Annotated in this window: 24 protein-coding genes; 11 read left to right on the forward strand and 13 right to left on the reverse strand. The window is 73.3% G+C overall.

All coding sequences use genetic code 11. From position 1 onward, the window contains the following. Nucleotides 1-28 precede the first annotated feature (28 nt). The 5 genes from GA0070216_RS22395 (at nucleotide 29) to GA0070216_RS22415 (ending at nucleotide 5122) form a co-directional block, all read left to right on the forward strand. Complete coding sequence (locus GA0070216_RS22395; RefSeq protein WP_141723159.1) at nucleotides 29-1315, forward strand: outer membrane protein assembly factor BamB family protein; 1287 nt, start codon at nucleotides 29-31, stop codon at nucleotides 1313-1315. Further along, nucleotides 1312-2586 (forward strand): outer membrane protein assembly factor BamB family protein, encoded by a 1275-nt coding sequence (locus GA0070216_RS22400; protein ID WP_091249657.1) that lies wholly within the window; start codon nucleotides 1312-1314, stop codon nucleotides 2584-2586. Before GA0070216_RS22395 ends, GA0070216_RS22400 begins: the two co-directional genes overlap by 4 nt. 81 nt (nucleotides 2587-2667) lie before the next feature. Beyond that, the gene (locus GA0070216_RS22405; RefSeq protein WP_091249660.1) at nucleotides 2668-3330 is read left to right on the forward strand and encodes a response regulator transcription factor; all 663 of its coding nucleotides are present in this window, start codon (nucleotides 2668-2670) and stop codon (nucleotides 3328-3330) included. 40 nt (nucleotides 3331-3370) lie between these two features. Next, nucleotides 3371-4573 (forward strand): sensor histidine kinase, encoded by a 1203-nt coding sequence (locus GA0070216_RS22410; RefSeq protein ID WP_091249663.1) that lies wholly within the window; start codon nucleotides 3371-3373, stop codon nucleotides 4571-4573. 162 nt (nucleotides 4574-4735) lie between these two features. Further along, nucleotides 4736-5122 carry a VOC family protein gene (locus tag GA0070216_RS22415; RefSeq protein ID WP_091249667.1) on the forward strand — a complete coding sequence of 129 codons (387 nt, stop codon included), beginning with the start codon at nucleotides 4736-4738 and terminating at the stop codon, nucleotides 5120-5122. Nucleotides 5123-5202: 80 nt separating this feature from the next. On the opposite strand, the gene GA0070216_RS22420 is transcribed toward GA0070216_RS22415, so the two are convergent. The 6 genes from GA0070216_RS22420 to GA0070216_RS22450 form a co-directional block, all read right to left on the reverse strand. Continuing rightward, nucleotides 5203-5916, reverse strand: coding sequence for a hypothetical protein (locus tag GA0070216_RS22420; RefSeq protein ID WP_091249671.1), 714 nt, complete (start codon nucleotides 5914-5916; stop codon nucleotides 5203-5205). A gap of 241 nt (nucleotides 5917-6157) precedes the next feature. Then, entirely contained in the window at nucleotides 6158-7420 is a 1263-nt protein-coding gene (locus tag GA0070216_RS34655) for a hypothetical protein (RefSeq protein ID WP_176739085.1), read from the reverse strand. 166 nt (nucleotides 7421-7586) lie between these two features. After that, entirely contained in the window at nucleotides 7587-9656 is a 2070-nt protein-coding gene (locus tag GA0070216_RS22435; RefSeq protein WP_091249677.1) for a 3-hydroxyacyl-CoA dehydrogenase NAD-binding domain-containing protein, read from the reverse strand. A 114-nt stretch (nucleotides 9657-9770) separates the two neighbouring features. Then, nucleotides 9771-10964, reverse strand: a complete 1194-nt coding sequence (locus tag GA0070216_RS22440; RefSeq protein WP_091249681.1) for a thiolase family protein — start codon at nucleotides 10962-10964, stop codon at nucleotides 9771-9773. 165 nt (nucleotides 10965-11129) lie between these two features. After that, complete coding sequence (locus tag GA0070216_RS22445; RefSeq protein WP_091249684.1) at nucleotides 11130-12446, reverse strand: ribonuclease D; 1317 nt, start codon at nucleotides 12444-12446, stop codon at nucleotides 11130-11132. Nucleotides 12447-12658: 212 nt separating this feature from the next. Then, on the reverse strand, nucleotides 12659-13231 hold the full coding sequence (locus GA0070216_RS22450; RefSeq protein ID WP_091249687.1) for a DUF3000 domain-containing protein: 573 nt from the start codon (nucleotides 13229-13231) through the stop codon (nucleotides 12659-12661). 182 nt (nucleotides 13232-13413) lie between these two features. Here GA0070216_RS22450 and hemE point away from each other — a divergent pair, with 182 nt between their 5' ends. The 3 genes from hemE to hemQ are packed head-to-tail and all read left to right on the forward strand — an operon-like array spanning nucleotide 13414 to nucleotide 16637. Then, entirely contained in the window at nucleotides 13414-14511 is a 1098-nt protein-coding gene (gene hemE / locus GA0070216_RS22455) for a uroporphyrinogen decarboxylase (RefSeq protein WP_176739086.1), read from the forward strand. Nucleotides 14512-14514: 3 nt separating this feature from the next. Beyond that, nucleotides 14515-15927 (forward strand): protoporphyrinogen oxidase, encoded by a 1413-nt coding sequence (gene hemG, locus GA0070216_RS22460; protein WP_091249690.1) that lies wholly within the window; start codon nucleotides 14515-14517, stop codon nucleotides 15925-15927. Then, nucleotides 15924-16637, forward strand: coding sequence for a hydrogen peroxide-dependent heme synthase (hemQ, locus tag GA0070216_RS22465; protein ID WP_091249693.1), 714 nt, complete (start codon nucleotides 15924-15926; stop codon nucleotides 16635-16637). Before hemG ends, hemQ begins: the two co-directional genes overlap by 4 nt. A 160-nt stretch (nucleotides 16638-16797) precedes the next feature. On the opposite strand, the gene GA0070216_RS22470 is transcribed toward hemQ, so the two are convergent. The 4 genes from GA0070216_RS22470 to msrB form a co-directional block, all read right to left on the reverse strand. Beyond that, nucleotides 16798-17916 (reverse strand): lytic polysaccharide monooxygenase auxiliary activity family 9 protein, encoded by a 1119-nt coding sequence (locus GA0070216_RS22470; protein WP_091249696.1) that lies wholly within the window; start codon nucleotides 17914-17916, stop codon nucleotides 16798-16800. A gap of 227 nt (nucleotides 17917-18143) precedes the next feature. Next, on the reverse strand, nucleotides 18144-18644 hold the full coding sequence (locus tag GA0070216_RS22475; RefSeq protein WP_091249699.1) for a GNAT family N-acetyltransferase: 501 nt from the start codon (nucleotides 18642-18644) through the stop codon (nucleotides 18144-18146). Nucleotides 18645-18860: 216 nt separating this feature from the next. Then, nucleotides 18861-19118 (reverse strand): Prokaryotic metallothionein, encoded by a 258-nt coding sequence (locus tag GA0070216_RS22480; RefSeq protein ID WP_088645482.1) that lies wholly within the window; start codon nucleotides 19116-19118, stop codon nucleotides 18861-18863. Nucleotides 19119-19234: 116 nt separating this feature from the next. Next, nucleotides 19235-19681: a peptide-methionine (R)-S-oxide reductase MsrB gene (msrB, locus tag GA0070216_RS22485; protein ID WP_425413180.1), complete on the reverse strand. Its 447-nt coding sequence runs from the start codon at nucleotides 19679-19681 to the stop codon at nucleotides 19235-19237. 11 nt (nucleotides 19682-19692) lie between these two features. Between msrB and ligD the strand changes: the two genes are divergently transcribed. Next, nucleotides 19693-20733 carry a non-homologous end-joining DNA ligase gene (ligD, locus tag GA0070216_RS22490; protein ID WP_091249704.1) on the forward strand — a complete coding sequence of 347 codons (1041 nt, stop codon included), beginning with the start codon at nucleotides 19693-19695 and terminating at the stop codon, nucleotides 20731-20733. A 287-nt stretch (nucleotides 20734-21020) separates the two neighbouring features. Next, nucleotides 21021-21176 (forward strand): hypothetical protein, encoded by a 156-nt coding sequence (locus GA0070216_RS34660; RefSeq protein WP_176739087.1) that lies wholly within the window; start codon nucleotides 21021-21023, stop codon nucleotides 21174-21176. A gap of 89 nt (nucleotides 21177-21265) precedes the next feature. Here GA0070216_RS34660 and GA0070216_RS36465 read toward each other — a convergent pair whose 3' ends face one another. Beyond that, nucleotides 21266-21556, reverse strand: a complete 291-nt coding sequence (locus tag GA0070216_RS36465; RefSeq protein WP_342670781.1) for a hypothetical protein — start codon at nucleotides 21554-21556, stop codon at nucleotides 21266-21268. A gap of 228 nt (nucleotides 21557-21784) precedes the next feature. Here GA0070216_RS36465 and GA0070216_RS22500 point away from each other — a divergent pair, with 228 nt between their 5' ends. Further along, nucleotides 21785-21973: a helix-turn-helix transcriptional regulator gene (locus GA0070216_RS22500; RefSeq protein ID WP_091249708.1), complete on the forward strand. Its 189-nt coding sequence runs from the start codon at nucleotides 21785-21787 to the stop codon at nucleotides 21971-21973. Between the two features lie 131 nt (nucleotides 21974-22104). Here the strand turns inward: GA0070216_RS22500 and GA0070216_RS34665 are convergent, their stop codons facing one another. Beyond that, nucleotides 22105-22248 carry a hypothetical protein gene (locus GA0070216_RS34665; protein ID WP_176739088.1) on the reverse strand — a complete coding sequence of 48 codons (144 nt, stop codon included), beginning with the start codon at nucleotides 22246-22248 and terminating at the stop codon, nucleotides 22105-22107. A 30-nt stretch (nucleotides 22249-22278) separates the two neighbouring features. Then, the gene (locus GA0070216_RS22505; RefSeq protein WP_091249710.1) at nucleotides 22279-22572 is read right to left on the reverse strand and encodes a hypothetical protein; all 294 of its coding nucleotides are present in this window, start codon (nucleotides 22570-22572) and stop codon (nucleotides 22279-22281) included. Nucleotides 22573-22750: the final 178 nt, after the last annotated feature.

The following is a 22750-nucleotide window of genomic DNA, read 5'->3' on the forward strand; positions in this document are numbered from 1 at the left end:
GGGGTGTGGCGGTCGAAAGAGGGTGCGCGTGACGGTCATCGATCTGGGTGAACTCCGCGACGCCGAGCCGGAGCCGCCCGGTCCCGCGCCCCGGGCCGTCGGCCGGCCGCTGCGACTCGCCGCGGTGCTGGCGTTCACCCTGCTGGTGCTGACCGCCGCCGCGCCGGTGGAGCACCGGGCGGCCTTCGTGCTGCCGGCCTCGCTCGGCACGTCGGTGCTGCTCCACGACGGGGAGGTCTTCCTGCACGCCCCGACCGGCGATCCGACCGCCCCGGGTCGGTTGAGCGCCTGGACGATCCCCACCTCACCCCGGGCGCGGCCGGTGCGGCGGTGGCAGGTGTCGGTGCCGGTGACCAGCGGGTCCGGGACGCTGCGCCGGCACGGCGACCTGTTGCTGGTCACCGGCACCGCCGGCGGACCGGACGGGGCGTACCGGACGTTCGCCTACGACCGGGAGACCGGCCGGCTGCGCTGGCAGCGGACGGGGGGTGGCGAGTCGGCAGGAGTCGACGTGCTCTTCTCCGAACTCGGTCCGGAGGGGCCGATGACTGTCCACTCCGTCGATCCGTCGACCGGCCGGAACCGCTGGTCGGCGTCGATGTCGCCGGCAGCCACCCTGTACCGGACGGCGGCCGACGGGGTGGACCGGATCGTGACTGTGAAACCGCCCGGCCCGGTCGAGGTCTGGGACGCCCGGCGCGGGGTACGTCTGCACCGTGCGCAGCTCGACCACGAGGGAACGCCGTCGAACACCGGGTTCGAGATCGTCGGCGACCTGCTGCTCGCCATGCAGGCGAACACCGGCCGACTCACCGGGTACGGCCTCGACGGGCTGGACCGTCGATGGGAGGTGCCGTTGACGACGCCGGTGTTCTTCACCCCGTGCGGGTCACTGCTCTGCGCGCTCGGCGAGGCCGGCGGGGTACGGGCGTTGGACCCGGCGACCGGGCGGACGGTCTGGCAGGACGCCCGTTGGGGGTTCGACAGCGAGGTGTACGGCGGTCGGGTGGCGGCGAGCAGCCTGGGTGGGGGCGGCTGGCATCCGCTGGTGGTGCTCGACGTCGCCTCCGGGCGGCAGGTCGCCGACCTGGGCATCTGGAAGCTGGTCCGGCCGACCACGCCGGCCGGGCCGGGGCTCGGGATGCGGCCGGCCGGTGAGGGTCGGATGGTGGTCGCCGACCTGGACGTGGCCGCCGCGCGGGTCCGGGTGCTCGACGTGCTGCCGGCCGTCTCCGGTGACTGCCAGACCGACGCGGAGTTGCTGCTGTGCCGGCTGGTCGACGGCACGTTCGGGGTCTGGCGGCTGCCCCGATGACCGTGATCGACCTGGGTGAGGTGGGTCACCCCGACGAGCCGACGCCCCCGGCGCCGCGCCGGCCCCGGTTGCGGCGTTCGGCCGGCCACCCGGCGTCCGTCGCCCTGATCGTCCTGGTGGTGCTGCTCACCATGGCCGGCGCGGCACCCGGGCCGACCCGGTTGGCCCCGGTGCCTGTGCCGGACGTGCCGGAGCCCAGCCACCTGATCGTCGGCGGCCTGCTGGTGCTCGCCTACCCGTCGGCCCTGTCACCTGCCGGCAGCCGGCAGCTCACCGCGATCGACCTGGCCGACGGGCGGGTCCGCTGGGAGGTGTCGCTGTCGCCCCGGCACCAACTGGTGGTGCTGGAGGGGGTCGGCGACGACGTCGTGGTCACCACCGACCCTGGCGGCGAACCGGTCTCCATGGTGCTCGACCACGCCGACGGGCGGACCCGGTGGCGGCAGCCCGGGGTGGCGGTGCCGGCCCGGGACGGGGGGTTGCTGCTGGAGGACCTCCACGTCGACCGGCTGGCGGTGCGCGGGGTCGATCCGGCGACCGGCGCGGCCCGTTGGACGGTCACCGCCGGGGCAGCCACGGTCGGCTACCGGACGGGGGTGCGCGGCGTCGAGGAACTCGTCGTGGTGACCAGCGCCGGCCGGGCCGAGGCGTACGACGTCGGCACCGGCGTGCGCCTGCTCGCCTTCCCGGTGCCACCCGCCCGGGGCGACCACCACCACGTGGCCCAACCGGTCGGTGACCTGCTGCTGGTCGACGGGGAACCGGGTCTGCTGGCCGGGTACGACCTGGCGTCCGGCCGGCGGCGGTGGGACACGCCCGTACCGACGTCGGACGGCTGGTCCGTGCGGCCCTGCGGCGACGCCGTCTGCCTGGGGGCGTCGTTCGGGACCCGGGTGCTCGATCGGGTGACCGGCCGGGAGCGCTGGACCTCCGACTGGTGGGCTCCGGTCGAGTCGGTCGCCGGCCGGATGATCGGGGTCAGCGCCGACGGGCAGCAGGGGTTGGCGCTGCTCGACGCGGCGACCGGCCGACCCGTGGTCGAGTTGGGCCGGTGGGAGGTGGTCCACCAGTGGCAGCCCACCGTCCCGCTGCTGGTCGTCCGGCCCGCCTCCGGCGACCGGCAGGTGCTGGCCGAGCTGGATCCGACCGACGGCACGGTACGGGTCCGGGACGTGCTGCCCGGGCGGTGGGACGCCTGCTGGCACCGCCAGGGGGTGCTGGTCTGCTGGCGGCAACGCAACACCCTCGGGGTGTGGCGGATGCCGGGCTGACGGTGCCCCGGACGGCCCTCCTCCGGTCGGCCGTTTGGCCGACGGGGCTAGGTTGTCGGACAGGTCGGCGAGGAGGTCGGGATGCGGGTGCTGGTGGTCGAGGACGAACGGAACCTCGCCGACGCGATCGTGCGGGGGCTGCGCAAGCGGGGGATGGCGGTCGACGTGGCGTACGACGGGGACGCCGGCCACGAGGCCGCCTTCGTCACCCGGTACGACGTGGTGGTCCTCGACCGGGACCTGCCCGGGATGCACGGCGACCAGATCTGCGCCGAGCTGGCCGCCTCCGGCACCCTCACCCGGGTGCTGATGCTGACCGCCAGCGACACCGTGGCCGACCGGGTGGCGGGGCTGGGCCTCGGCGCGGACGACTACCTGCCGAAGCCGTTCGCCTTCGACGAGCTGGTGGCCCGGGTGCAGGCGCTGGCCCGGCGGGCGACCCCGGCTGCCCCACCGGTGCTCCAGGTGGGTGACGTGGTGCTCGACCCGGCCCGCCGGGTGGTCACCCGGGCCGGCGCCCCGGTCGACCTGACCAACAAGGAGTTCGGGGTGCTCAGCGAGCTGGTCAAGGCGCGCGGCGCGGTGGTCTCCAGCGAGGAGTTGCTGGAACGGGTCTGGGACGCCAACACCGACCCGTTCACCACCATCGTCCGGGTCACCGTGCGGACCCTGCGCAAGAAGCTCGGCGATCCACCGTTGATCGAGACGGTGGTCGGGGCCGGCTACCGGACGGTCAGCCCGTGAGCGCGAGGAGCGAGCCGGGTGTGCGGGCCGGGGTGGGTTCGTGACCCGGCGGTTGCGGCCCACCCTGCGGCTGCGGTTGACGCTGCTCAACGGGGTGCTGCTGGTCGGGGCCGGGGCGATCCTGGTGACGTTGGCCTGGCTGCTGGTCCGGGACGCGCTGCGGCCCACCGACGAGCTGCGGCCGGGCACCACCGTGCTGCTGGCCGACGGGCGCTCGCTGGACGCGGCGGTGTGGCAGGACCAACTGGTCGCTGCCGCCTCCGACGAGCTGCTGGTCAAGGGCCTGCTGGCGTTGCTGGCGATCAGTGTGGTCGGGGTGGCCGGGGCGTACTGGGTGGCCGGCCGGACGCTGCGCCCGCTGCACCAGGTCACCGCGACCGCGCGTCGGCTCGGCGAGACCACGCTCGACCAGCGGATCGGCTGGTCGGGGCCGGACGACGAGGTGGCCGAACTGGCCCGAACCTTCGACGCGATGCTGGACCGGATCACCGCCGCCTTCGAGGCGCAGAAACGGTTCGTCGCCAACGCCTCGCACGAGCTACGGACCCCGCTGGCGGTGATGCGTACCGAGATCGACGTGACACTCAGCGACGACGAGGCGGACGCCGCCGAGTACCGCCGGATGGCCGTCGTGGTCCGGGACGCCTCGGAGCGCGCCAACGGTCTGGTGGACGCGTTGCTGGTGCTGGCCCGGAGTGAGGCTCAGAAGGGTCGACTGCTGGCCCGGCGTACGGAGTGTGACCTGGCCACCGGGACCGCCAACGCGTTGTCCGCCATGTCGCGGGAGGTGGAGCGGATCGGGCTGCGGGTGCAGTCCTCACTGCGACCTGCCCCGGTGACCGGGGACCCGGGCCTGCTGGACCGGCTGGCCGGGAACCTGATCGAGAACGCGGTGCGCTACAACCACCTGCACGGCCGGCTGTGGGTGCGTACCGGCACCGACGGGCGCTCCTCGTGGCTGGTGGTGCGCAACACCGGTTTCGAGGTGGACCAGGCCGACGTGCCGGGGCTGTTCGAGCCGTTCCGCCGGGGTGGGCGGGAACGGACCGGGGCCCGGGGTTCCGGGCTGGGCCTGTCCATCGTCCGGGCGGTCTGCGACGCGCACGGTGGGACCGTGCAGGTCACCGCCCAGAAGGGTGGGGGACTGGAGGTGACCGTCACGCTGCCGTCGGCCGACCAGGTCCCGACCGGTTCCGGCCGGGCCGAGGTGCACCGGCAACACCCCGGTCCTGGTCGGATATAACGGCTTGCCGGCCGATCGGCTGGCTGAAAGGATCATCCGGTCGGCCCGAGTCCGGGAGAGGGGGTGCGGTTGATGTCCACCATGACCTGTCCCGCGCCCCGCACCGCCCACCGCTGACACCGCACGTCGCGGGGCGCGTCCCACTGCTTCGGAGGCAGACCCGTGAGCGTACGAATCCACAACCTGAGCATCGACTGTCGTGACACCTACGCCCTGTCCGGTTTCTGGGCGCAGGTCTTCGAGTGCCCCCGCCAGCCCGACGACCTCCCCGGCGACCCGGAGGCGATGCTCCTGCCCGAGGGTGGGCCGGAGGTGCTCTTCCTGGCCGTGCCGGAGGGCAAGTCGGTGAAGAACCGCCTGCACCTCGACCTGGAGCCGGTCGACCGGACCCGGGACGAGGAGGTCGAGCGGCTGCTGGCCGTGGGTGCCGTCCACGTCGACGACCAGCGGCGGCCGGACGGCACCGGCTGGGTGGTGCTGGCCGACCCGGAGGGCAACGAGTTCTGCGTCCTGCGCAGCGCCGCCGAGCGGGCCGCCACGACCGGCTGACGGGTCGCGTACCCCGCTGTTGACGGCACAGGCCCCGTCCACCCGAGGGTGGACGGGGCCTGTCGGGGCGACCGGTCAGGTCAGCCCTTCTTCTCGATCTGCCCGCGCATCGTGACGAACTCGGCCTTCAGGTCGGCGGCCGACTTGTAGTACTGCACGATCATCCCGACGCTGCCCCGGTCGGCCCAGATGCAGACGCCCAGCGGGACACCCTCGCTCTTGCCGTCGCCGCACTTGGCGTCACCACCGAGCGGACCGGCGTCGACGGCCGCCATGTTGGTGACGTTCAGCTGGGTGGCGATGCCGCTGACGGCGTCGTCCAGCTCCTTCTTCGGGTCGGCCATCACGCCGGACGCGGCGGCGATCATCAGCAGGTCCCGCTTGGCCGGGTCGCCGTAGAAGGCGCCGGCGGTGCTCGTCTCGTTCTGCACGGACTTCTTCATCTCGGTGACCAGCCCGTCGGCGACCGCCTTCAGCGCCGGATCGGTCACCTGCGGGCGTCCGGCCAGGGTGGCCGGGGCGGAGACCGTCGTGTTGACGGCGTCCACCGCCTCCTTGACGTCGTCCTTGAGGGCGAAGGCGGCGATGGCGGCGCCACCGAGGCAGAGCACCAGCAGCACGGCCAGCACGATCAGGACGATCTTGACAGGGGACCGCTTCTTGACCGGCGGCGCGGGCGGGCCGGCGTACGACGGCGCGCCGAAGGCGTCCGGCTGCTGCGGTGGCGGGTAGCCGCCCTGGGGCGTACCGCCGTCCTGCGGGGAAGCGTGCGGACCGGTCGGGGGCTGGGACATGAGGTCGACTCCAGAACTTCGTGGGTAAGGCCGGATGATCTTAGCCAGAGGGACCGACAACCATCGCCCCGCGCCGTCGCCCCGTCGCCCCGTTGCTCCGCCGCTCCGCGCCGACCGGGGGCCGTCGGCGGCAGGTCCGCCTCAAGTCGGGTCGATGCGGCCGACGGTGCGCGGTCGCGGGGTGGACACGGAGGCGGCGGTCACCGGGTCCACGTGGACCCGGTGACCGCCGCCCGACGGATCAGTCCCGCTTCTCGATCTGGCCCCGCAGGGAGGCGAACTCGGACCTCGCCTTGGCCGCCGAGGAGAAGTACATGACGATCATGCCGACGCTGCCGTGGTCGGCCCAGACGCAGACGCCGAGCGCGATGCCGGACGCCTTGCCGTCGCCGCACTTCGCCACCCCACCCAGCGGGCCGGGCTCGATGGTCGACATCTTGGTGACCGCCAGCGAGCTGGCCAGCCCCTTGACCGCGTCCTCCAGCTCCTGCTCGGGGAGGATGACCGGGCCGGACGCGCCGGCCATCATCACCATGTTGCGGCGGGCCGCGCTGCCGTAGAAGGCGCTCACCGCACCGGTCTCGTTGCGGACCTCGGACTTCATGTCGCGGACCATCTGGTCGGCGATCCGGCGCAGCTCCGGGTCGGTGCTCTTGGACCGGCCACCGAGGGTCGTCGGCGTCACCAGCCGGATCGGGCCGGGGTCGTCAACCTCATCGGAGGGGGTTGGGTCGGGGGTCGGGCTCTCCGTCTCGACGGGGGTGGGGCTGGGGGTGGGCGAGGTGGCGGCGGTGGGCGTCGGAGTCGGAGTCGGCGTTGTCGGATCGTCGTCGCTCAGGGCGACCCAGGTGAGACCGCCGCCGCCGAGGCAGAGCACCAGCAGGCCGGCGAGCCCGAGCGTGAGCAGCAGCGGCAGCTTCGACCGCTGCGGGGCGGGGCCGTGCGGCATCCCCGGCGGGGAGCTGTACGGCGCACCGCCGAAGCCGGCGTACTGCTGCGGGGCGGGCTCCGGGTAGCCACCGGGCCGGGGCGCGCCCGGGTAGCCCGGCTGCGGGCCGGGGAAACCGGGCTGCGGGGCTCCCTGGTAGCCGGACTGCGGCGCGCCGGGGTAACCGGCGGGCGGGCTGGACTGCGGCGCGCCGGGGTAGCCGGCGGGCGGGCTGGACTGCGGCATGCCGGGATAGCCGGACGGCGGGGTGCCGGGCGGGCCGGACTGCGGGGCGGCGGGGTAGCCACCCTGCGCCGGGTCGGGCTGCGACCAGCCGCCGTACTGCGGACCGGGATAGGGATCGGCCGGTGGACCGGACTGCGGGTCGGCCGGCCAACCGCCGTGCTGCGGGGTCGGTGCCGCCGGGTACGGCGTGGTGGGCCAGCTACCACCCGGTGGCGGGGTGTGCGGACCATCGGGCGGTGCGGACGGGCCGTCGGACGGAGGCGGGTAGTGACCGGTGGGCGAGCCGTGCTCCGGCTGCCCGGACCAGGGATCGACCGGCGGTGAGGTCATCAGATCAGCTCCAGGCGAGGGTGAGAACGCGTGATCGTAGCCAGACGGAGCCCGGCCGCGCAGCCCCCCGAGTCTGACGAGGGTACGCAAACGGCGATCGCGGTGGCCACGACGCCCCGGGGGAGGACGTCGCCGGCCACCGCGATCGCGGGGGAGCGGGGATGGCTCAGTCGCGCAGGCTGGCGACCCCACGCGGCAGGAAACGCTGCCCGGTGACCCGCTCGGCGGTGCCGGTCCGGTCCAGGTACGGCGTGACCCCGCCCAGGTGGAACGGCCAACCGGCCCCGAGGATCATGCACAGGTCGATGTCCTGCGCCTCGGCGACGACACCCTCGTCGAGCATCAGCCGGATCTCCTGCGCCAGCGCGTCGAGCGCGTTCTGCCGGACCTGCTCGCCGCTGAGCGGCTGGTCGCCGACGACGAGCAGCTTGGCCACCTCGTCGTTGATCCGGTCTTCGACGACGATCGGCTGACCCGATTCGGCGATCCGCCGGAGGTTCTCGCTGACGACGAACCGGTCCGGGTACGCCGCGTGCAGGGTGCCGCCCACGTGGTACGCCACGGCCGGCCCGACCAACTGGAGCAGGGCGAGCGGGCGCATCGGCAGCCCCAGCGGGTCCAGTGCGCTGTTCGCCACGTCCAGCGGGGTGCCCGCGTCGACGGCGGCGAACACGGTGCCCAGGAAGCGGGTGAGCAGCCGGTTGACCACGAACGCCGGGGCGTCGGAGACCAGCACCGACGACTTCTTCAACTGCTTGCCCACGGCGAAGGCGGTGGCCAGGGTGGCGTCGTCGGTCCGCTCGCCCCGGACGATCTCCAGCAGCGGCAGCACGGCGACCGGGTTGAAGAAGTGGAAGCCGACCACCCGCTCCGGGTGCTCCAACTCGGCGGCCATCGCGGTGATCGACAGTGACGAGGTGTTGGTGGCGAGTACCGCCTCCGGCGAGACGATCTTCTCCAGCTCGGCCCAGACCTGCTTCTTGACGTCCAGGTCCTCGAAGACCGCCTCGATGACGAAGTCGGCGTCGGCGAAGACGGACTTGTCGACCGAGCCGGAGACCAGGCCGTACAGCTTGGCGGCGGTGCCCTTGTCCATCCGGCCCTTGCTGACGGCCTTCTCGATCTGGGTGTGCACGTAGCCGACGCCCTTGTCGACCCGCGACTGGTCCAGGTCGGTCAGGACGACCGGCACCTGGAGGCGGCGGGCGAACAGCAGCGCGAGCTGGCTGGCCATCAGGCCGGCGCCGACGATGCCGACCTTGGTGACCGGCCGGGCCAGGCTCTTGTCCGGCGCGCCGGCCGGCCGCTTGGCCCGCCGCTGCACCAGGTCGAAGGCGTACAGGCCGCTGCGCAGCTCCTCGGAGAAGATCAGGTCGGCCAGCGCCTCGTCCTCCGCGGCGGTGCCGGTGGCGAAGTCCGCGTCCTTCGCCGTCTCCAGCAGGTCCAGCGCCCGGTACGCGGCCGGGACCGCGCCGTGCAACCGCTGGTCGAGGGTCTGCCGGGCGAAGTACAGCACGCCCGCCCACATGTCCTTGTCGACCTCGGGCCGGGTAACGGTGACCGCGCCCCGGACCACCCCGGCGGCCCACTCCAGGGACCGCTCCAGGAAGTCGGCCGGCTCCAGCAGCACGTCCGCGATGCCCAACTCGGCGGCCTGCTTCGGCTTGAGCATCTTGTTCTGCATCAGCGGGTTCTGGATGATCACCTGGGTGGCGGCGGGGATGCCGATCAGGTTCGGCAGCAGCTGGGAGCCGCCCCAGCCGGGGACCAGGCCGAGCGAGACCTCGGGCAGGGCCAGCGCCGCCGCGCCACCGGACAGCGTCCGGTAGTGGCAGTGCAGGGCCAGTTCCAGGCCGCCGCCCATCGCCGCGCCGTTGACGAAGGCGAAGGTCGGCACGGTGCTGTCCTTCAGCCGGGCGAAGACCCGGTGGCCGAGCCGGCCGATCTCCAGCGCCTGCGCCCGGTCCGCGAGGGTCGGCAGGCCGACGATGTCCGCGCCGACACAGAAGATGTACGGCTTGCCGGTGACCGCGATGAACGCCGGGTCCGCGGCCAGCGCGGCGCTGATCGCCTCGTCGAGGCTGGCCAGTCCGGCCGGGCCGAAGGTGTTCGGCTTGGTGTGGTCGAGACCGTTGTCCAGGGTGATCAGGGCGGCCGGCCGGTCCAGCCCCGGCACGCTCACCTGACGCAGCAGCGCCCGGGTGACGACCTCGTTCAGTGCGGCCAACGCGCTCACTTGACGCCCTCCGTTCGCGACTGCGGGACTCGCAGACCCGGCTCGTTCCTCGCGCTCACTGGGTCTTCTCCGTTCGCGACTGCGGGACTCGCAAACCCGGCTCGTTCCTCGCGCTCACTTGACGCCCTCCCAGTTCGGGTTCTCCCAGATGACCGTGCCGCCCATGCCGATGCCGATGCACATCGCGGTGACGCCGTAGCGGACCTCGGGGTGCTCGGCGAACTGCCGGGCGAGCTGGGTCATCAGCCGTACGCCGGAGGAGGCGAGCGGGTGACCGATGGCGATCGCGCCGCCCCACGGGTTGACCCGGGGGTCGTCGTCGGCGATCCCGAAGTGGTCGAGGAAGGCGAGCACCTGCACGGCGAACGCCTCGTTCAGCTCGAACAGGCCGATGTCGTCGATGGTCAGCCCGGCGATGCGCAGCGCCTTCTCGGTCGACGGGATCGGGCCGATCCCCATCACCTCGGGTTCGACGCCGACGTAGCCGTACGACACCAGCCGCATGGCGACCGGCAGGCCCAGCTCGCGGGCGGTGGCCTCGTCGGCGAGCAGGCTGGCCGTGGCGCCGTCGTTGAGGCCGGCCGCGTTGCCGGCGGTGACCTTGCCGTGCGGGCGGAACGGGGTCTTCAGGGTGGCCAGCTTCGCAAGCGAGGTCTCCCGGGGCGCCTCGTCGGCGGTGGCCAGGCCCCAGCCGCCCTCGGCGTCGCGGATCGCGACCGGCACCAGGTCGTCCTGGAGCTTGCCGTCGGCGTACGCCTTGGCGGTCTTGAGCTGCGAGGCGAGCGCGAACGCGTCGGTGCGCTCCCTGGTGACGTGCGGGACCCGGTCGTGCAGGTTCTCCGCGGTGGCCCCCATCACCAGGGCGGACGGGTCGACCAGCTTCTCCGCGATGATCCGCGGGTTGGGGTCGACGCCCTCGCCCATCGGATGCCGGCCCATGTGCTCGACGCCACCGGCGATGGCGATGTCGTACGCGCCCATCGCGATGCCACCGGCGACGGCGGTCACGGCGGTCATCGCGCCGGCGCACATCCGGTCGACGGAGAAGCCGGGCACGGTCTTGGGCAGGCCGGACAGCAGGGCGGCGGTGCGGCCGATGGTGAGGCCCTGGTCACCGATCTGGGTGGTGGCGGCGACGGCCACCTCCTCGACCCGCTCCGGGGGCAGCTGGGGGTTGCGGCGCAGCAGCTCACGGATGCAGCGGATCACCAGATCGTCGGCGCGGGTGTTGGCGTACATGCCACCCGCCTTGCCGAACGGGGTACGGACACCGTCGACGAAGACGACATCCCGAACTTCTCGGGGCACTTGGAGCCTCCTCTTCGACCACGACTCGGCTGGCGTGCCGCCGGAGGGCGGCACGCGCCGAACGAGGGTCGGCCGGCACTGGCGTTTGCCCCGAATGCTACTCGCCAGTAACCATGGGCGTCACCACCCCCGGTGTGGCCCACACCACACCCGGCCCGCCGGAGGTCAGGGCCGGGCGACGGGCAGCAGGGCCTCGGCGAGCGCGGGGAGCAGGAGGCCGAGCTGCCACTCTCGGGCGCCGTAACCGCGCAGGGTCTCCGTGACGGTGTCCACGGTGATCTCGTCGGGCGGCTGCCAGGCCAGTCGGCGGACCGAGTCGGGGGTGATCAGGTTCTCCGGGGGGAGCCGGTGCTCACCGGCGACCCGCACCACCACCTCCCGGCATCGGGCCAGCCGGCCGGCGGCCACCGGGTCCCGCTCCGCCCACCGGTGCGGCGGGGGTGGCCCCTCCACCGTCGGGGTGACCGGCAGCGCGTCCTCCGCCAGTTGGCGGGCCTCGTCGAGCGCGACCAGCCAGGTGCGGGCCAACCGGCGCACCGACCGGCCCCCGAACCCGGGCAGGGTCAGCAGGGTCTTCTCGTCCTTCGGGTCCAGCTCGGCGGCGGCGATGATCGCCGAGTCGGGGAGCACCCGACCGGGAGCGGCGTCGCGTCGGACGGCGATCTGGTCCCGGGCGTACCACAGGGCCCGGACCCGGGCCTGCGCCCGCGACCCGCGCACCCGGTGGATGCCGGAGGTCCGCCGCCACGGCTCCGCCCGTACCCGGGGCGGGCGGGTGGCCCAGGTGATCAGCGCGGCGAACTCCTCCGCCGCCCACGGCGACTTGCCCTGCGCGTGCAACTCGGCGTCGAGCGCGTCGCGCAGGTCGACAAGCATCTCGACGTCCAGCGCGGCGTACGTCAGCCAGGACTCGGGCAGCGGCCGGGTGGACCAGTCCGCCGCCGAGTGGTGCTTCTCCAGCGTGTAGCCGAGCAACTGCTCGGTCAGCGCGGCCAGGCCGACCCGCTCGAAGCCGGCGAGCCGGGCGGCCAGTTCGGTGTCGAACAGCCGGCGCGGACGCAACCCCACCTCGGCCAGGCAGGCCAGGTCCTGGCTGGCGGCGTGCAGCACCCACTCGGTGTCGCCGATGGCCTCGTCGAGGGTGGACAGGTCGGGCAGCGGCAACGGGTCGATCAGCGTGGTGCCGGCTCCCGCCCGGCGCAGCTGCACCAGGTAGGCCCGCTGGCTGTAGCGGTAGCCGGAGGCGCGTTCGGCGTCCAGGGCCACCGGGCCGGTGCCGGCCGCGAAGCGGGCCACGACCTCGTCCAGCTCGGCGGGCGTCGCCACCGGCTGAGGGGTGCCGTCACGGGGTGCGGTCAGCGGAACGGGCCCGCCGGTGGGCTGCTCGGTGCCCGCGTCCGCCGGCTCCGCGACGGCCGGGGGCGGAACGTCTGCCGTGCGGCTTTCGGCGGCCCGACGGCGCAGGGGTGGTTCGTCGGTCACCTGACAACCCTAGTGCGCCCGGCGATGTGGTGTGCGCAGCCGGTCCGGTGTGTGTCGTCCAGGTGTCCGGCGGAGGTCCGGACGGTACGGACACCCACCTCGCGCCGGGTACGTTCACGCCCGCCCAGGACGTCCCTGTCGCGTTCAGGACATTCTCGTGTGGCTCGGGCGTGTCGCGCGGTCCGTGCGGGGTGTGGGACGTCGGGCAGCGGTCAGGCCGCGCCGGCCGGCCGGCGCTCGGAGAGCGCGGTGACCCCGGGCGGCGGCAACCCCGCGGTGGAGGCGAGCAGGGCGCACCAGGCCGACAGGTGGGCGGCCAGATCCTCGCCGAGCGGTGTCCAGGACGCCCGGATCTCGACGTCCCCGGCGGCGGGCGGACCGGCCAGGTCGCCGAACCGGGTCGAGACGGTCTGGGTGACCGTGCCCCCGGCCGCCCGGTAGCGCGCCTCGTGCGCCTCCAGGGCATCGGTGAGCCAGGTCCAGCCCACCCCCGGCAGCAGCGGATCGGCGGCCAGGTCTACCTCCAGCTCGGCGGTCACGTAGGTGACCAGCCGCAGGGTGCCCTGCCAGGCGTCGTGCCCGGCCGGGTCGTGCAGCAGGATCAGCCGGCCGTCGGCCACCTCGTCGTCGTCGCGCAGCACGGTGGCGGAGAGGGCGAACGCGTACGGCGCGAGCCGCTGGGGCGCGCCGACCTCCTCCAGGACGATCTCCTCCCGGGGGGTGACCGACCGCAGGCCGGCGACCGCGCGGGCGAACGTCTCCGGGAGCGCGATCGGGGGGGCCATGACCGGCAGCCTATGCCGACGCGCCGTCGCCCGCCCGGATGGCGCGCCGAAGCGTCAGCGCGTCCGTGCCCCGCCGACGTCCGGCCGGGTGCGGGACGTACGGACCACCGGGCCCGGGGTGCCGGTCACACCTGGCGGCGCTGCCCGTCGGTCCCGACCGGGTGCGTGGCACGATGGTCGCGATGACCACCGACACCACGGGCACTGCCGCCCGAGACGGAGAATCCCGCCGCAGCGGGCCGGCCGACTCGCCCTTCGTCCGGGCCTGCCGCCGGGAGTCCGTCCCGCACACCCCGGTCTGGTTCATGCGCCAGGCCGGCCGGTCCCTCCCGGAATACCGGGAGATCCGGGCCAACGTGGGGATGCTCGACTCCTGCCGCCGGCCGGACCTGGTCGCCGAGATCACCCTCCAGCCGGTCCGCCGGCACGGCGTCGACGCGGCGATCCTGTTCAGCGACATCGTCGTCCCGGTCGCCGCGGCCGGCATCGACCTGGACATCGTGGCCGGTACCGGGCCGGTGGTCGCCGAGCCGGTGCGCACCGCCGGGGACGTGGAGCGGATCCGCCGGATCGACCGGGCCGACGTCTCCTACGTGGACGAAGCGGTGCGGCTGCTCGTCGCCGAACTGGGCGACACCCCGCTGATCGGCTTCGCCGGCGCGCCGTTCACGCTGGCCAGCTACCTGGTCGAGGGCGGGCCGTCGCGCACCCACGCCAAGACCAAGGCGATGATGTACGGCCAGCCGGAGCTGTGGCACGCGCTCTGCGCCCGGCTCGCCGAGGTGACCCTGTCGTTCCTGCGGGTGCAGATCGACGCCGGCGTCTCCGCCGTGCAGCTCTTCGACTCCTGGGCCGGCGCGTTGTCGGAGGCGGACTACCGCCGGTTCGTGCTGCCGCACTCGACCGCCGTGCTGTCCGGGCTCGCCGACACGGGGGTGCCCCGGATCCACTTCGGGGTGGGCACCGCCGAGTTGCTCGGCGCGATGGGGGAGGCCGGCGCCGACGTGGTCGGGGTGGACTGGCGTACCCCGCTGGACGTGGCGACCCGCCGGATCGGCCCGGACCGGGCGGTCCAGGGCAACCTCGACCCGACCGTGCTGTTCGCCCCCTGGCCGGTGATCGAGGCCGAGGTGCGGCGGATCGTCGCGCAGGGCCGCGACACCCCCGGACACGTGTTCAACCTCGGTCACGGCGTCCTGCCGGAGACCGACCCCGAGGTGCTGACCCGGGTGGTCGCGCTGGTGCACGAGGTGTCCGCGCGCCGGGCCGAGCAGGGCTGACCCGTGGGCGCGCGGCCATGGCGGGTGGCGGTGGTCGGTGGCGGGATCACCGGCCTGGCCGCCGCGGTCCGGCTGCGCGACCGCGCCCCCGCCGACATCGAGATCACCGTGTACGAGCAGTCCGGCGCGCTCGGTGGCAAGCTGCGCACCGGTGAGCTGGCCGGCCGACCGGTGGAGTTCGGCGCGGAGTCCTTCCTGATGCGGGACCCGGCCGGGGGTGAGTCCGCCGCGGTGGCCCTGGCCCGCCGGCTCGGCCTGACCGGGCAGATCGTGCACCCCACCGTCGGGCAGGCCGCGCTCGTCGTCGACGGTGGGCTGCGCCCGATCCCCGGCGGCACGCTGGTCGGCGTACCCGGGGATCTGGCGGCGGCGGCGACGGTCGCCACGCCGACGGCGGACGCCGACCGCGACGGCGGCCGGCCGTTGCTCGGCGCGGACCGGGACGTCTCGGTCGGGGCCCTGGTCCGGGCCCGGTTCGGCGACCAGGTGGTGCAGCGACTGGTCGACCCGATGCTCGGCGGGGTCTACGCCGGCCGGGCCGACGACCTGTCCCTGGTCACCACCATGCCGGCGCTGGCCCGTGCGGCCCGGGTCGAACACACCCTGGTCGGTGCGGTCCGGGCCGCCCAGGCCGCCGCACCCCGCGCCCCCGGCGCACCGGTCTTCGGCACCCTGGCCGGCGGGCTGAGCACCCTGGTCGAGGCGGCGGCCACCGCCAGCGGGGCGACGATCCGTCGGCAGGCGGCGGTCCGCGAGCTGACCCCGGCCGGGAACGGCTGGCGGCTCACCGTCGGCCCGACCCGGGACCCGGAGCTGGTCGAGGCGGACGCGGTGCTGCTCACCGTGCCGGCCCGGCCCACCGCCCGGCTGCTCGCCGGGTTCGCCGCCGAGGCGGCGACGACCGTCGGCAGGCTGGACTACGCCAGCGTCGCGCTGGTCACCCTGGCCCTGCCCGCCCCGGCGTTGCCCCGGCTCTCCGGCTTCCTGGTGCCCGCCACCGAGGGGCTGCTGATCAAGGCGTCCACCTTCTTCACCACCAAGTGGGGGCACCTGGCCGCGCCGGACGGGCTGGCCCTGGTCCGCGCCTCCGTCGGCCGGTACGGCGAGGAGACCTCGCTCCAGCTCACCGACGACGACCTGCGCGCCACCGTGCACCGGGAGCTGACCCGGGTGCTCGGGGTGGCGTTGCCCGAGCCCGTCGCCGGTCACGTGCAGCGCTGGGGCGGCGCGCTGCCCCAGTACCCGCCCGGCCACACCGACCGGGTGACCGCCGTCCGGGCGGCGCTGCGCGCGTCGCACCCCACGCTGGCGCTGGCCGGCGCGGGTTTCGACGGGGTCGGCATCCCGGTCTGCGTCCGCTCCGGCGAGCGCGCGGCCGGGGAGATCATCGAAGCACTGGGAGGATCGGGGTCATGACCGAGCAGACGACCGAGCAGACCAACGCGGCCCGGCTCAAGGAGCTCAACGCCACCGTCCGGTACACCATGTGGTCGGTCTACCGGGCCACCGGCGGGCTGCCGGCGCTGCGGGAGAACGTCACCGGTGAGGTGGAGTCGCTCTTCGAGGAGCTGGCCGGCAAGGACGTCGTGGTCCGGGGCATGTACGACGTGGCCGGGCTGCGCGCCGACGCGGACGTGATGATCTGGTGGCACTCGTCGTCCAGCGACGCCCTCCAGGACGCCTACCTGCGGCTGCGTCGGACCACCCTGGGCCGGGCGCTGAGCCCGGTGTGGTCCCAGCTGGCGCTGCACCGGCCGGCGGAGTTCAACAAGAGCCACATCCCGGCGTTCCTCGCCGACGAGGCGCCCCGCCCCTACCTGTGCGTCTACCCGTTCGTCCGGTCCTACGAGTGGTACCTGCTGCCGGACGCGGAGCGGCGGGAGCTGCTGGCCGAACACGGCAAGATGGCGCGCGGCTACCCCGACGTACGGGCCAACACGGTCGCCTCGTTCGCCCTCGGCGACTACGAGTGGATGCTCGCGTTCGAGGCCGACGAGCTGCACCGGATCGTCGACCTGATGCGGGATCTGCGCGCCTCCGGCGCGCGCCGGCACGTCCGCGAGGAGGTCCCGTTCTACACCGGCCGGCGTCGCTCGGTCGCCGACATCGTCAACTGCCTGGTCTGACACCCGCCCCGCCGCCCGGGTCGCGCCGCCCGGGTCGCGCCGCCCGGGTCGCGCCGCCCCGACGGGCAAGATCGTGCTCGATCAAGGATGGAGTGGCCTCCGTGCAACGGGAGGCCACTCCATCCTTGTTGTTGCGTCTTCCTTACGGTGTCCCGACCGGTCAGAGGGTCGCGGTGCAGACCGGGGTCGGGCTGGTGCCGCTGCCCGACGCGAGGAAGCCGAAGGTGGTCTTCCCCCCGGCGGCCAACGCGCCGTTGTAGTTGACGTTGCGGGCGGTCACCGTCGATCCGCTGCTGGCCAGCGTGGCGTTCCACGCCTGGCTGACCTGCTGACCCCCGGAGTACGTCCAGTTCACCGTCCAGCCCTTGATCGCCGAGGCGCCGGCGGTCACGTCCACCTCACCCTGGAACCCGCCGTTCCACGTGGTGGTCACCCGGTAGGTGGCGGTGCAGGCACCGGCCGGCGGCGGCGTGGTCGGCGGTGCGGTGGTCGGCGGTGCGGTGGTGGGCGGTGCGGTGGTCGGCGGCGGAGTCGTCGGCGGTGCGGTGGTCGGCGGTGCGGTGGTCGGCGGGGTGGTCGGGCCGCCGCCGAAGTCGACGTCACTGCACAGGTAGTACGACTGGTCCAGGTGGCTGGCCTGCCACACGGTGTAGACGATGTGTCGACCGGTACGGCCCGGCGCGTTCACCGGGATCTGGATCGACACGCCACCGGTGTCCTTGTCCCACTGGGAGGCCGGGGTGTTGCCGATCTGCCCGGCCAGTTCCAGGTCGTTCCAGCCCAGCGGCGTCGTCAGCGCGTTGAAGCCCTGCTTGGTCACGTACACCCGCATGTAGTCGGCCCCGTGGCTGGCCTGGTCGAAGAACTTCAGTCGGAAGCTGTTCGCGACCGACGCGGTCTTCCAGGCGCCGACGGTGTCCAGGGCCTTGTAGCGGCCGTTCTGGGTGCGCCCGCCGCTGCACAGCTGACCGTCCGGGATGGCACCCTGGTGGTTGCCGGCGACACCCTCCCGGAACAGACCGTTCCAGTTCCACATGGCCTGCGGGTCGGCCTGCCAGGCCTGCCAGCACATCGGGTCCTCGGTGGCCATTCTCGGGTTCTGGAACTCGGCGCCCCAGCGCTCCCAGCAGCTGTGGGCGCGGTACCCCGGGTTCACCACCGCGCCGTGCGCGGAAGCCGAGTTGGCCAGGGCGGTGGTGAGCAGCAGCGCGATGATCGCGCCGATGGTGAGCAGCGACCCCGCGAGAGCGGTGGGTCGTCTGCGTAGGACGGTGGACATGGAGCCTCCGAGGTGAAGGGGTCGGTCGAACGACGCCCGGACGGCCGGGAGTTGCCCCTCCCGTGCCTGCTGTGCGGCTCCCACGACGGCTCTACCCGCAGGCTTGCATAGGAAAGCGGTATCCGTCAATGTTTCGGTGGGTTGGTGGGTCGTGTCCCCGCACGTGCTCGTGCCGGGTCCGGCCCCGCTCTCCCGGGCGGTCGGGCCCGGGGCCCCGGGTGGGCCGGTCAGTGCTCCCGGCGCATCGGCAGGTGCGGGATGCCGTCCTCGACGTACTGCGGCCCGGTCGCCGTGAAGCCGTGCCCGGCATAGAAACCCGCCAGGTGGGCCTGCGCCTCCAGCACGCACGGCCGGTCGCCGACCAGCCGCAGCGCCTCGGTCATCAGTCGGCCGGCGAGCCCGCCGCCGCGGGCCGCCGGTGCCACCACCACCCGACCGATCCGCGTCACGCCGCCCGGGTCGGCCAGCAGCCGCAGGTACGCCAGCACGTCGCCGTCGCGGGGCGGAGCACCGTCGTAGGGCAGGGCGTCGTCGTGGGGCAGAGCGCCGCGGGGGGTCAGCCAGAGGTGCCGGGTGCCGGGTTCGACGTCCCGGCCGTCCAGTTCCGGGTACGGGCAGCGCTGCTCCACCACGAACACGTCGATGCGCAACCGCAGCAGGTCGTGGAAGGTGTGCGCGCCCAACTCGGTGAACGTGGCGACGTGGACGTCGATGGTCTGAGGTGCCATCCTGCGATGTTAGGCGGACCCGTCACCGCCTGCTCTGCTGCCTGCCTGCCCGCTCTGCTGCCTGCCTGCCTGCCCGCCTGCTCTGCTGCCTGCCTGCCCGCTCTGCTGCCTGCCTGCCTGCCCGCCTGCTCTGCTGCCTGCCTGCTCTGCTGCCTTTTCTCGCCGCCCGGCGCTGTCGCGGCGTCGTCCTCCGTCGCGATGTCGGGCTGCGGTGGGTCAGGCCGGGCGGGCGCCGACCGCGTCGCGGATCTCGGCTCCCAGGGCCTCCACCGCGCGGGCGCAGTGCGCGCAGCAGAAGAACCGGCCGCCGACCTCCACGCCGTGCCCAATGATCTTCACCTGGCAGTGCTCGCAGATCGGCGCGAGCTTGTGTGCCGCGCACTCGAAGCTGTCGAAGGTGTGCACGTCACCGCTGACCGTGCGCACCTCGAACGCCATCCAGTAGTCGTTGCCGCAGACCTCGCAGGTAGCCACCTGTCATACCTCCCGAATCGGACATCTGCCCCCCAGCCTGCCGCCTAGGGGCGCAAGGGGTGGTAAATGCCCTGAAATAGGTCGGTTCAGACGGCGTTTCCTGCGGCGTGTCGGGTTCAGCCCGGGTTCGGCTCCAGCCGGATCGAGACCGAGTTCACGCAGTGTCGGGTGTCCTTCGGGGTGAAACCCTCGCCGTGAAACACGTGGCCCAGGTGGCTGTCGCAGCGGGCGCAGCGGATCTCGGTACGGGCCATGCCGAGGCTGTGGTCCTGGATCTCCTTGACCCGGCCCGGGATGGCGTCGTCGAAGCTCGGCCAGCCGCAGTGCGAGTCGAACTTGGTGTCGCTGGAGAACAGCTCCAGCCCGCAGGCCCGGCAGTGGTAGACACCTGCGGTCTTGGTGTCGACGTACTCGCCCGTGAAGGGGCGCTCGGTGCCGGCCTCGCGCAGCACCCGGAACTCCTCCGGGGTCAGCCGGACCCGCCACTCGTCCTCGGTGCGGGGCAATGCGTTCTCGTCAGGACTCACCGGCCCACCGTACGCCGGATGTCGGGGGCGTCGCATATGGTCGCGCCATGGCGGGCAGCGCGAAGGCGACGGCGACCGAGGTCGAGGTGGCCGGGCGTACCGTCCGGCTGAGCAGTCCGGATCGGGTGATCTTCCCGGGGCGCGGCTTCACCAAGGCCGACGTCTTCCACTACTACCTCTCGGTGCGCGACGGCATCATGCGCGCCCTGCGGGACCGGCCGACCACCCTGCAACGCTTCCCCGACGGGGTCGAGGGGGAGGCGTTCTATTCCAAGCGGGTGCCCACCCGGGGGGTGCCACCGTGGGTGCAGACCGTCGGGATCACCTTTCCCAGCGGGCGCGGTGCCGACGAGTTGCGCCCGACCGACCTCGCCCACGTCGCCTGGGCCGCGCAGATGGGCACGGTGGTGTTCCACCCCTGGCCGGTCCGGGCCGCCGCCGTCGACCACCCGGACGAGCTGCGGGTGGATCTCGACCCGCAGCCCGGCACCGACTTCGCCGACGCGGCCACCGCCGCCGCCGAGCTGCGCGGCATCCTCGCCGAGCTGGGTGTCACCGGCTGGCCGAAGACCTCCGGCGGCCGGGGGCTGCACGTCTATCTGCGGATCGCTCCGCGCTGGACGTTCACCGAGGTGCGCCGGGCCACCATCGCGCTGGCCCGGGAGCTGGAACGGCGTCGTCCCGAGCTGGTCACCACCGCCTGGTGGAAGGAGGAGCGCGGGCAGCGGGTCTTCGTCGACTACAACCAGATGGCCCGGGACCGCACCATCGCCTGCGCGTACTCGCTGCGCGCCAACGCCCGGGCCACCGTCTCCACCCCGGTGACCTGGGACGAGTTGCCCGACGTCGACCCGGACGACTTCGACCTGCAGACCGTGCCGCTCCGGCTGGCCGAGCGGGGTGATCCGCACGCGGGCATCGACGACGAATCCGCCGACATCACGCCTCTGCTCGACTGGGCGGAGCGGGACGCGGCGCAGGGCCTGGGCGACCTGCCCTATCCGCCGGACCATCCGAAGATGCCCGGGGAGCCGAAACGGGTGCAGCCCAGCCGGGCGAAGCGCCCGGCCGACGAAATCGCCGGCTGAAAAACGGAAATCCCGCCGGCTGTCGTTAGGCCGGCTGCCGCTGTTTGTGCGAATCACTTGCCCGAGGTGCCACTCCCACGCGTGAAAATGGCTTTCCGCCCGACTCTTTCCGGTGCTGATGATTGCGCTCGTGCGGTCGCCACGCCTACGGTCGAATATGAAAGGTGGGATGCGCGGAAGTCGGCTGCACTCGTGTGACCAGGGCCTATGCCCTCGCTGAGGGGTGCGTGCCGGTGGGCGGCTCCGATTCATCCGGCCGGACGCGGGCACCGGACAGGGGATTCACCATGGCGGCCACGACGAGGAAAGCGCAGCGGGTCGGCGGAACGCCGCGCCGGCATTCCGTGATCCTGGAATACCTCAAGATTCTGCCGGCCGTACTCACCGGGGTGGCGGCGGTCCTCGTCGCCCTCACCGGACTGCTGACCCTGCTCGTCAGATAGCTTCCCGCACGTGCTCGTCCGGGCGATCCCCATTCGGGTTCGGCGGGGGCATCCGGGTGATGCGGGCTCCGGCCTCGGTCGGGCTCCCGCTACGAGGTGGGGGTCAGGTCCGGGCCGGCTTGCGGTTCGTATTCCGGCTCCGGCTCCGGGTCCGGGTCCGGGTCCGGGTCCGGGCTCGGGCTCGGGCTGGTGTACGTCGCCGGCACGGGTGCGATCCCGGCTCGGGTGGGTGGTCGGGCCGTCCAGGCCAGGAAGCGGTCGAACAACTCCGCCGGGGACGGGGCCGGGTGTGGATTGAGTCGCACCAGGTCGGCGGTGGCCTCGAACAGTTGGCTGGCCAGGTAGATCGAGAGCGCCACCCGGTCGCGCCGGTACTCCATGGTCAGCAGTAGCCGGGCGGGTTGACACGGCCACGGCGCGGCGCACGTCCGGCACCGCCGCAGCGGACGCATCAGCGGGTGCGCGCCGGCCGGCCGCCGCTGCCGATCAAGAGTAGGCGAGACGTTCGGGTATGGGACATCCCACCACGGTTGCCATCGCTGTTGCTTCTGTCAACAGCCTGCGCAGTTGTTGGAGTCGAGGCAGCTTCATGCTGTCATCGTCAACTCGTGGACCTCGTCGGCGTCTCGGAGATCAGGGCGATGCTCGGTGACGTCTCCCGGCAGCGCGCCTCCGTGATCGCCAATCAGCGGAACTTCCCGGAACCCGTGGCGGTGCTGGCGATGGGCAAGGTGTGGCGGAAGTCCGACGTGGAGGCGTGGATCCGCGAGCACCGGCCGGAGCTGACGAAGGACTGATCCCGTTCGGCGGGCAGTGGTCGGCGCGGCTGGTCGGCGAGTGGCTGTTGGCCTGGGTGATCAACTCAAGTGGGCCGATGTTGCGGTATGGGAGCCACTGTGACGCCGCAATATCGGCCCACCTGAGTTGATCACCCCAGGCGGCGGTGCGGCGGGTGGTGCGGCGGGTGGTGCGGCGGGCAGTGGTCGGCGCGGCTGGTCGGCGAGTGGCTGTCGGCCTGGGTGATCAACTCGACGTCGGTGACGTTGCGGTGTGCGGGCTGCGGGGACCGCACAACATCGGCCCCCTTGAGGGGATCACGGCGTCAGCGTCCGGCGGCGATCGCCTCGACGGCCTCCTTGGCGGTGCGCAGGTCGACGCCGGTCGCCTCCCGGTACGCCTTGATCGCCTTGATCTTGTCGCCCCGGGCCAGGTGGTCCCGTACCCCGGGCAGGGTCGGCCCCCGGTCGACGATGCCGAGGTGATCCATGATCAGCCGCTGTCGACGCTCGATCTCCACCAGCCGGAAGGAGCCGTCTCCCCGGCCGTCGCGGCGGGGGAGCTGCAACAGCAGCGCCAGCACGAGGGCGGTGCTCGACAGGATGAGGGCGATTTCCATGCCGCCGATCCAACCAGATCGACAGCGACCCGGACGACCTCGGCTCCGGCCGGGCGCGGAGTCCGGGCGGCCCCGGTCAGTCGGGCGGCCCGGAGTAACGATCATGTAACGGGTGCGAACCTTTCCTGCCGGGTCACCGCTCTTGGTCTCCGTCGGCCCGACCCCGGGCCCCGGGAGG

Origin of the sequence: Micromonospora matsumotoense (genome assembly GCF_900091525.1) — a bacterium.
GTDB lineage: Bacteria > Actinomycetota > Actinomycetes > Mycobacteriales > Micromonosporaceae > Micromonospora > Micromonospora matsumotoensis.

Coding starts and splice junctions, on each gene's coding strand:
- GA0070216_RS22400 (WP_091249657.1), top strand. CDS start 1,312: ATGACCGTGATCGACCTGGGTGAGGTGGGTCACCCCGACGAGCCGACG.
- GA0070216_RS22405 (WP_091249660.1), top strand. CDS start 2,668: ATGCGGGTGCTGGTGGTCGAGGACGAACGGAACCTCGCCGACGCGATC.
- GA0070216_RS22420 (WP_091249671.1), bottom strand. CDS start 5,916: ATGTCCCAGCCCCCGACCGGTCCGCACGCTTCCCCGCAGGACGGCGGT.
- GA0070216_RS34655 (WP_176739085.1), bottom strand. CDS start 7,420: ATGACCTCACCGCCGGTCGATCCCTGGTCCGGGCAGCCGGAGCACGGC.
- GA0070216_RS22450 (WP_091249687.1), bottom strand. CDS start 13,231: ATGGCCCCCCCGATCGCGCTCCCGGAGACGTTCGCCCGCGCGGTCGCC.
- hemE (WP_176739086.1), top strand. CDS start 13,414: ATGACCACCGACACCACGGGCACTGCCGCCCGAGACGGAGAATCCCGC.
- hemQ (WP_091249693.1), top strand. CDS start 15,924: ATGACCGAGCAGACGACCGAGCAGACCAACGCGGCCCGGCTCAAGGAG.
- GA0070216_RS22470 (WP_091249696.1), bottom strand. CDS start 17,916: ATGTCCACCGTCCTACGCAGACGACCCACCGCTCTCGCGGGGTCGCTG.
- GA0070216_RS22475 (WP_091249699.1), bottom strand. CDS start 18,644: ATGGCACCTCAGACCATCGACGTCCACGTCGCCACGTTCACCGAGTTG.
- msrB (WP_425413180.1), bottom strand. CDS start 19,681: ATGCGACGCCCCCGACATCCGGCGTACGGTGGGCCGGTGAGTCCTGAC.
- ligD (WP_091249704.1), top strand. CDS start 19,693: ATGGCGGGCAGCGCGAAGGCGACGGCGACCGAGGTCGAGGTGGCCGGG.
- GA0070216_RS34660 (WP_176739087.1), top strand. CDS start 21,021: ATGGCGGCCACGACGAGGAAAGCGCAGCGGGTCGGCGGAACGCCGCGC.
- GA0070216_RS36465 (WP_342670781.1), bottom strand. CDS start 21,556: ATGGAGTACCGGCGCGACCGGGTGGCGCTCTCGATCTACCTGGCCAGC.
- GA0070216_RS22505 (WP_091249710.1), bottom strand. CDS start 22,572: ATGGAAATCGCCCTCATCCTGTCGAGCACCGCCCTCGTGCTGGCGCTG.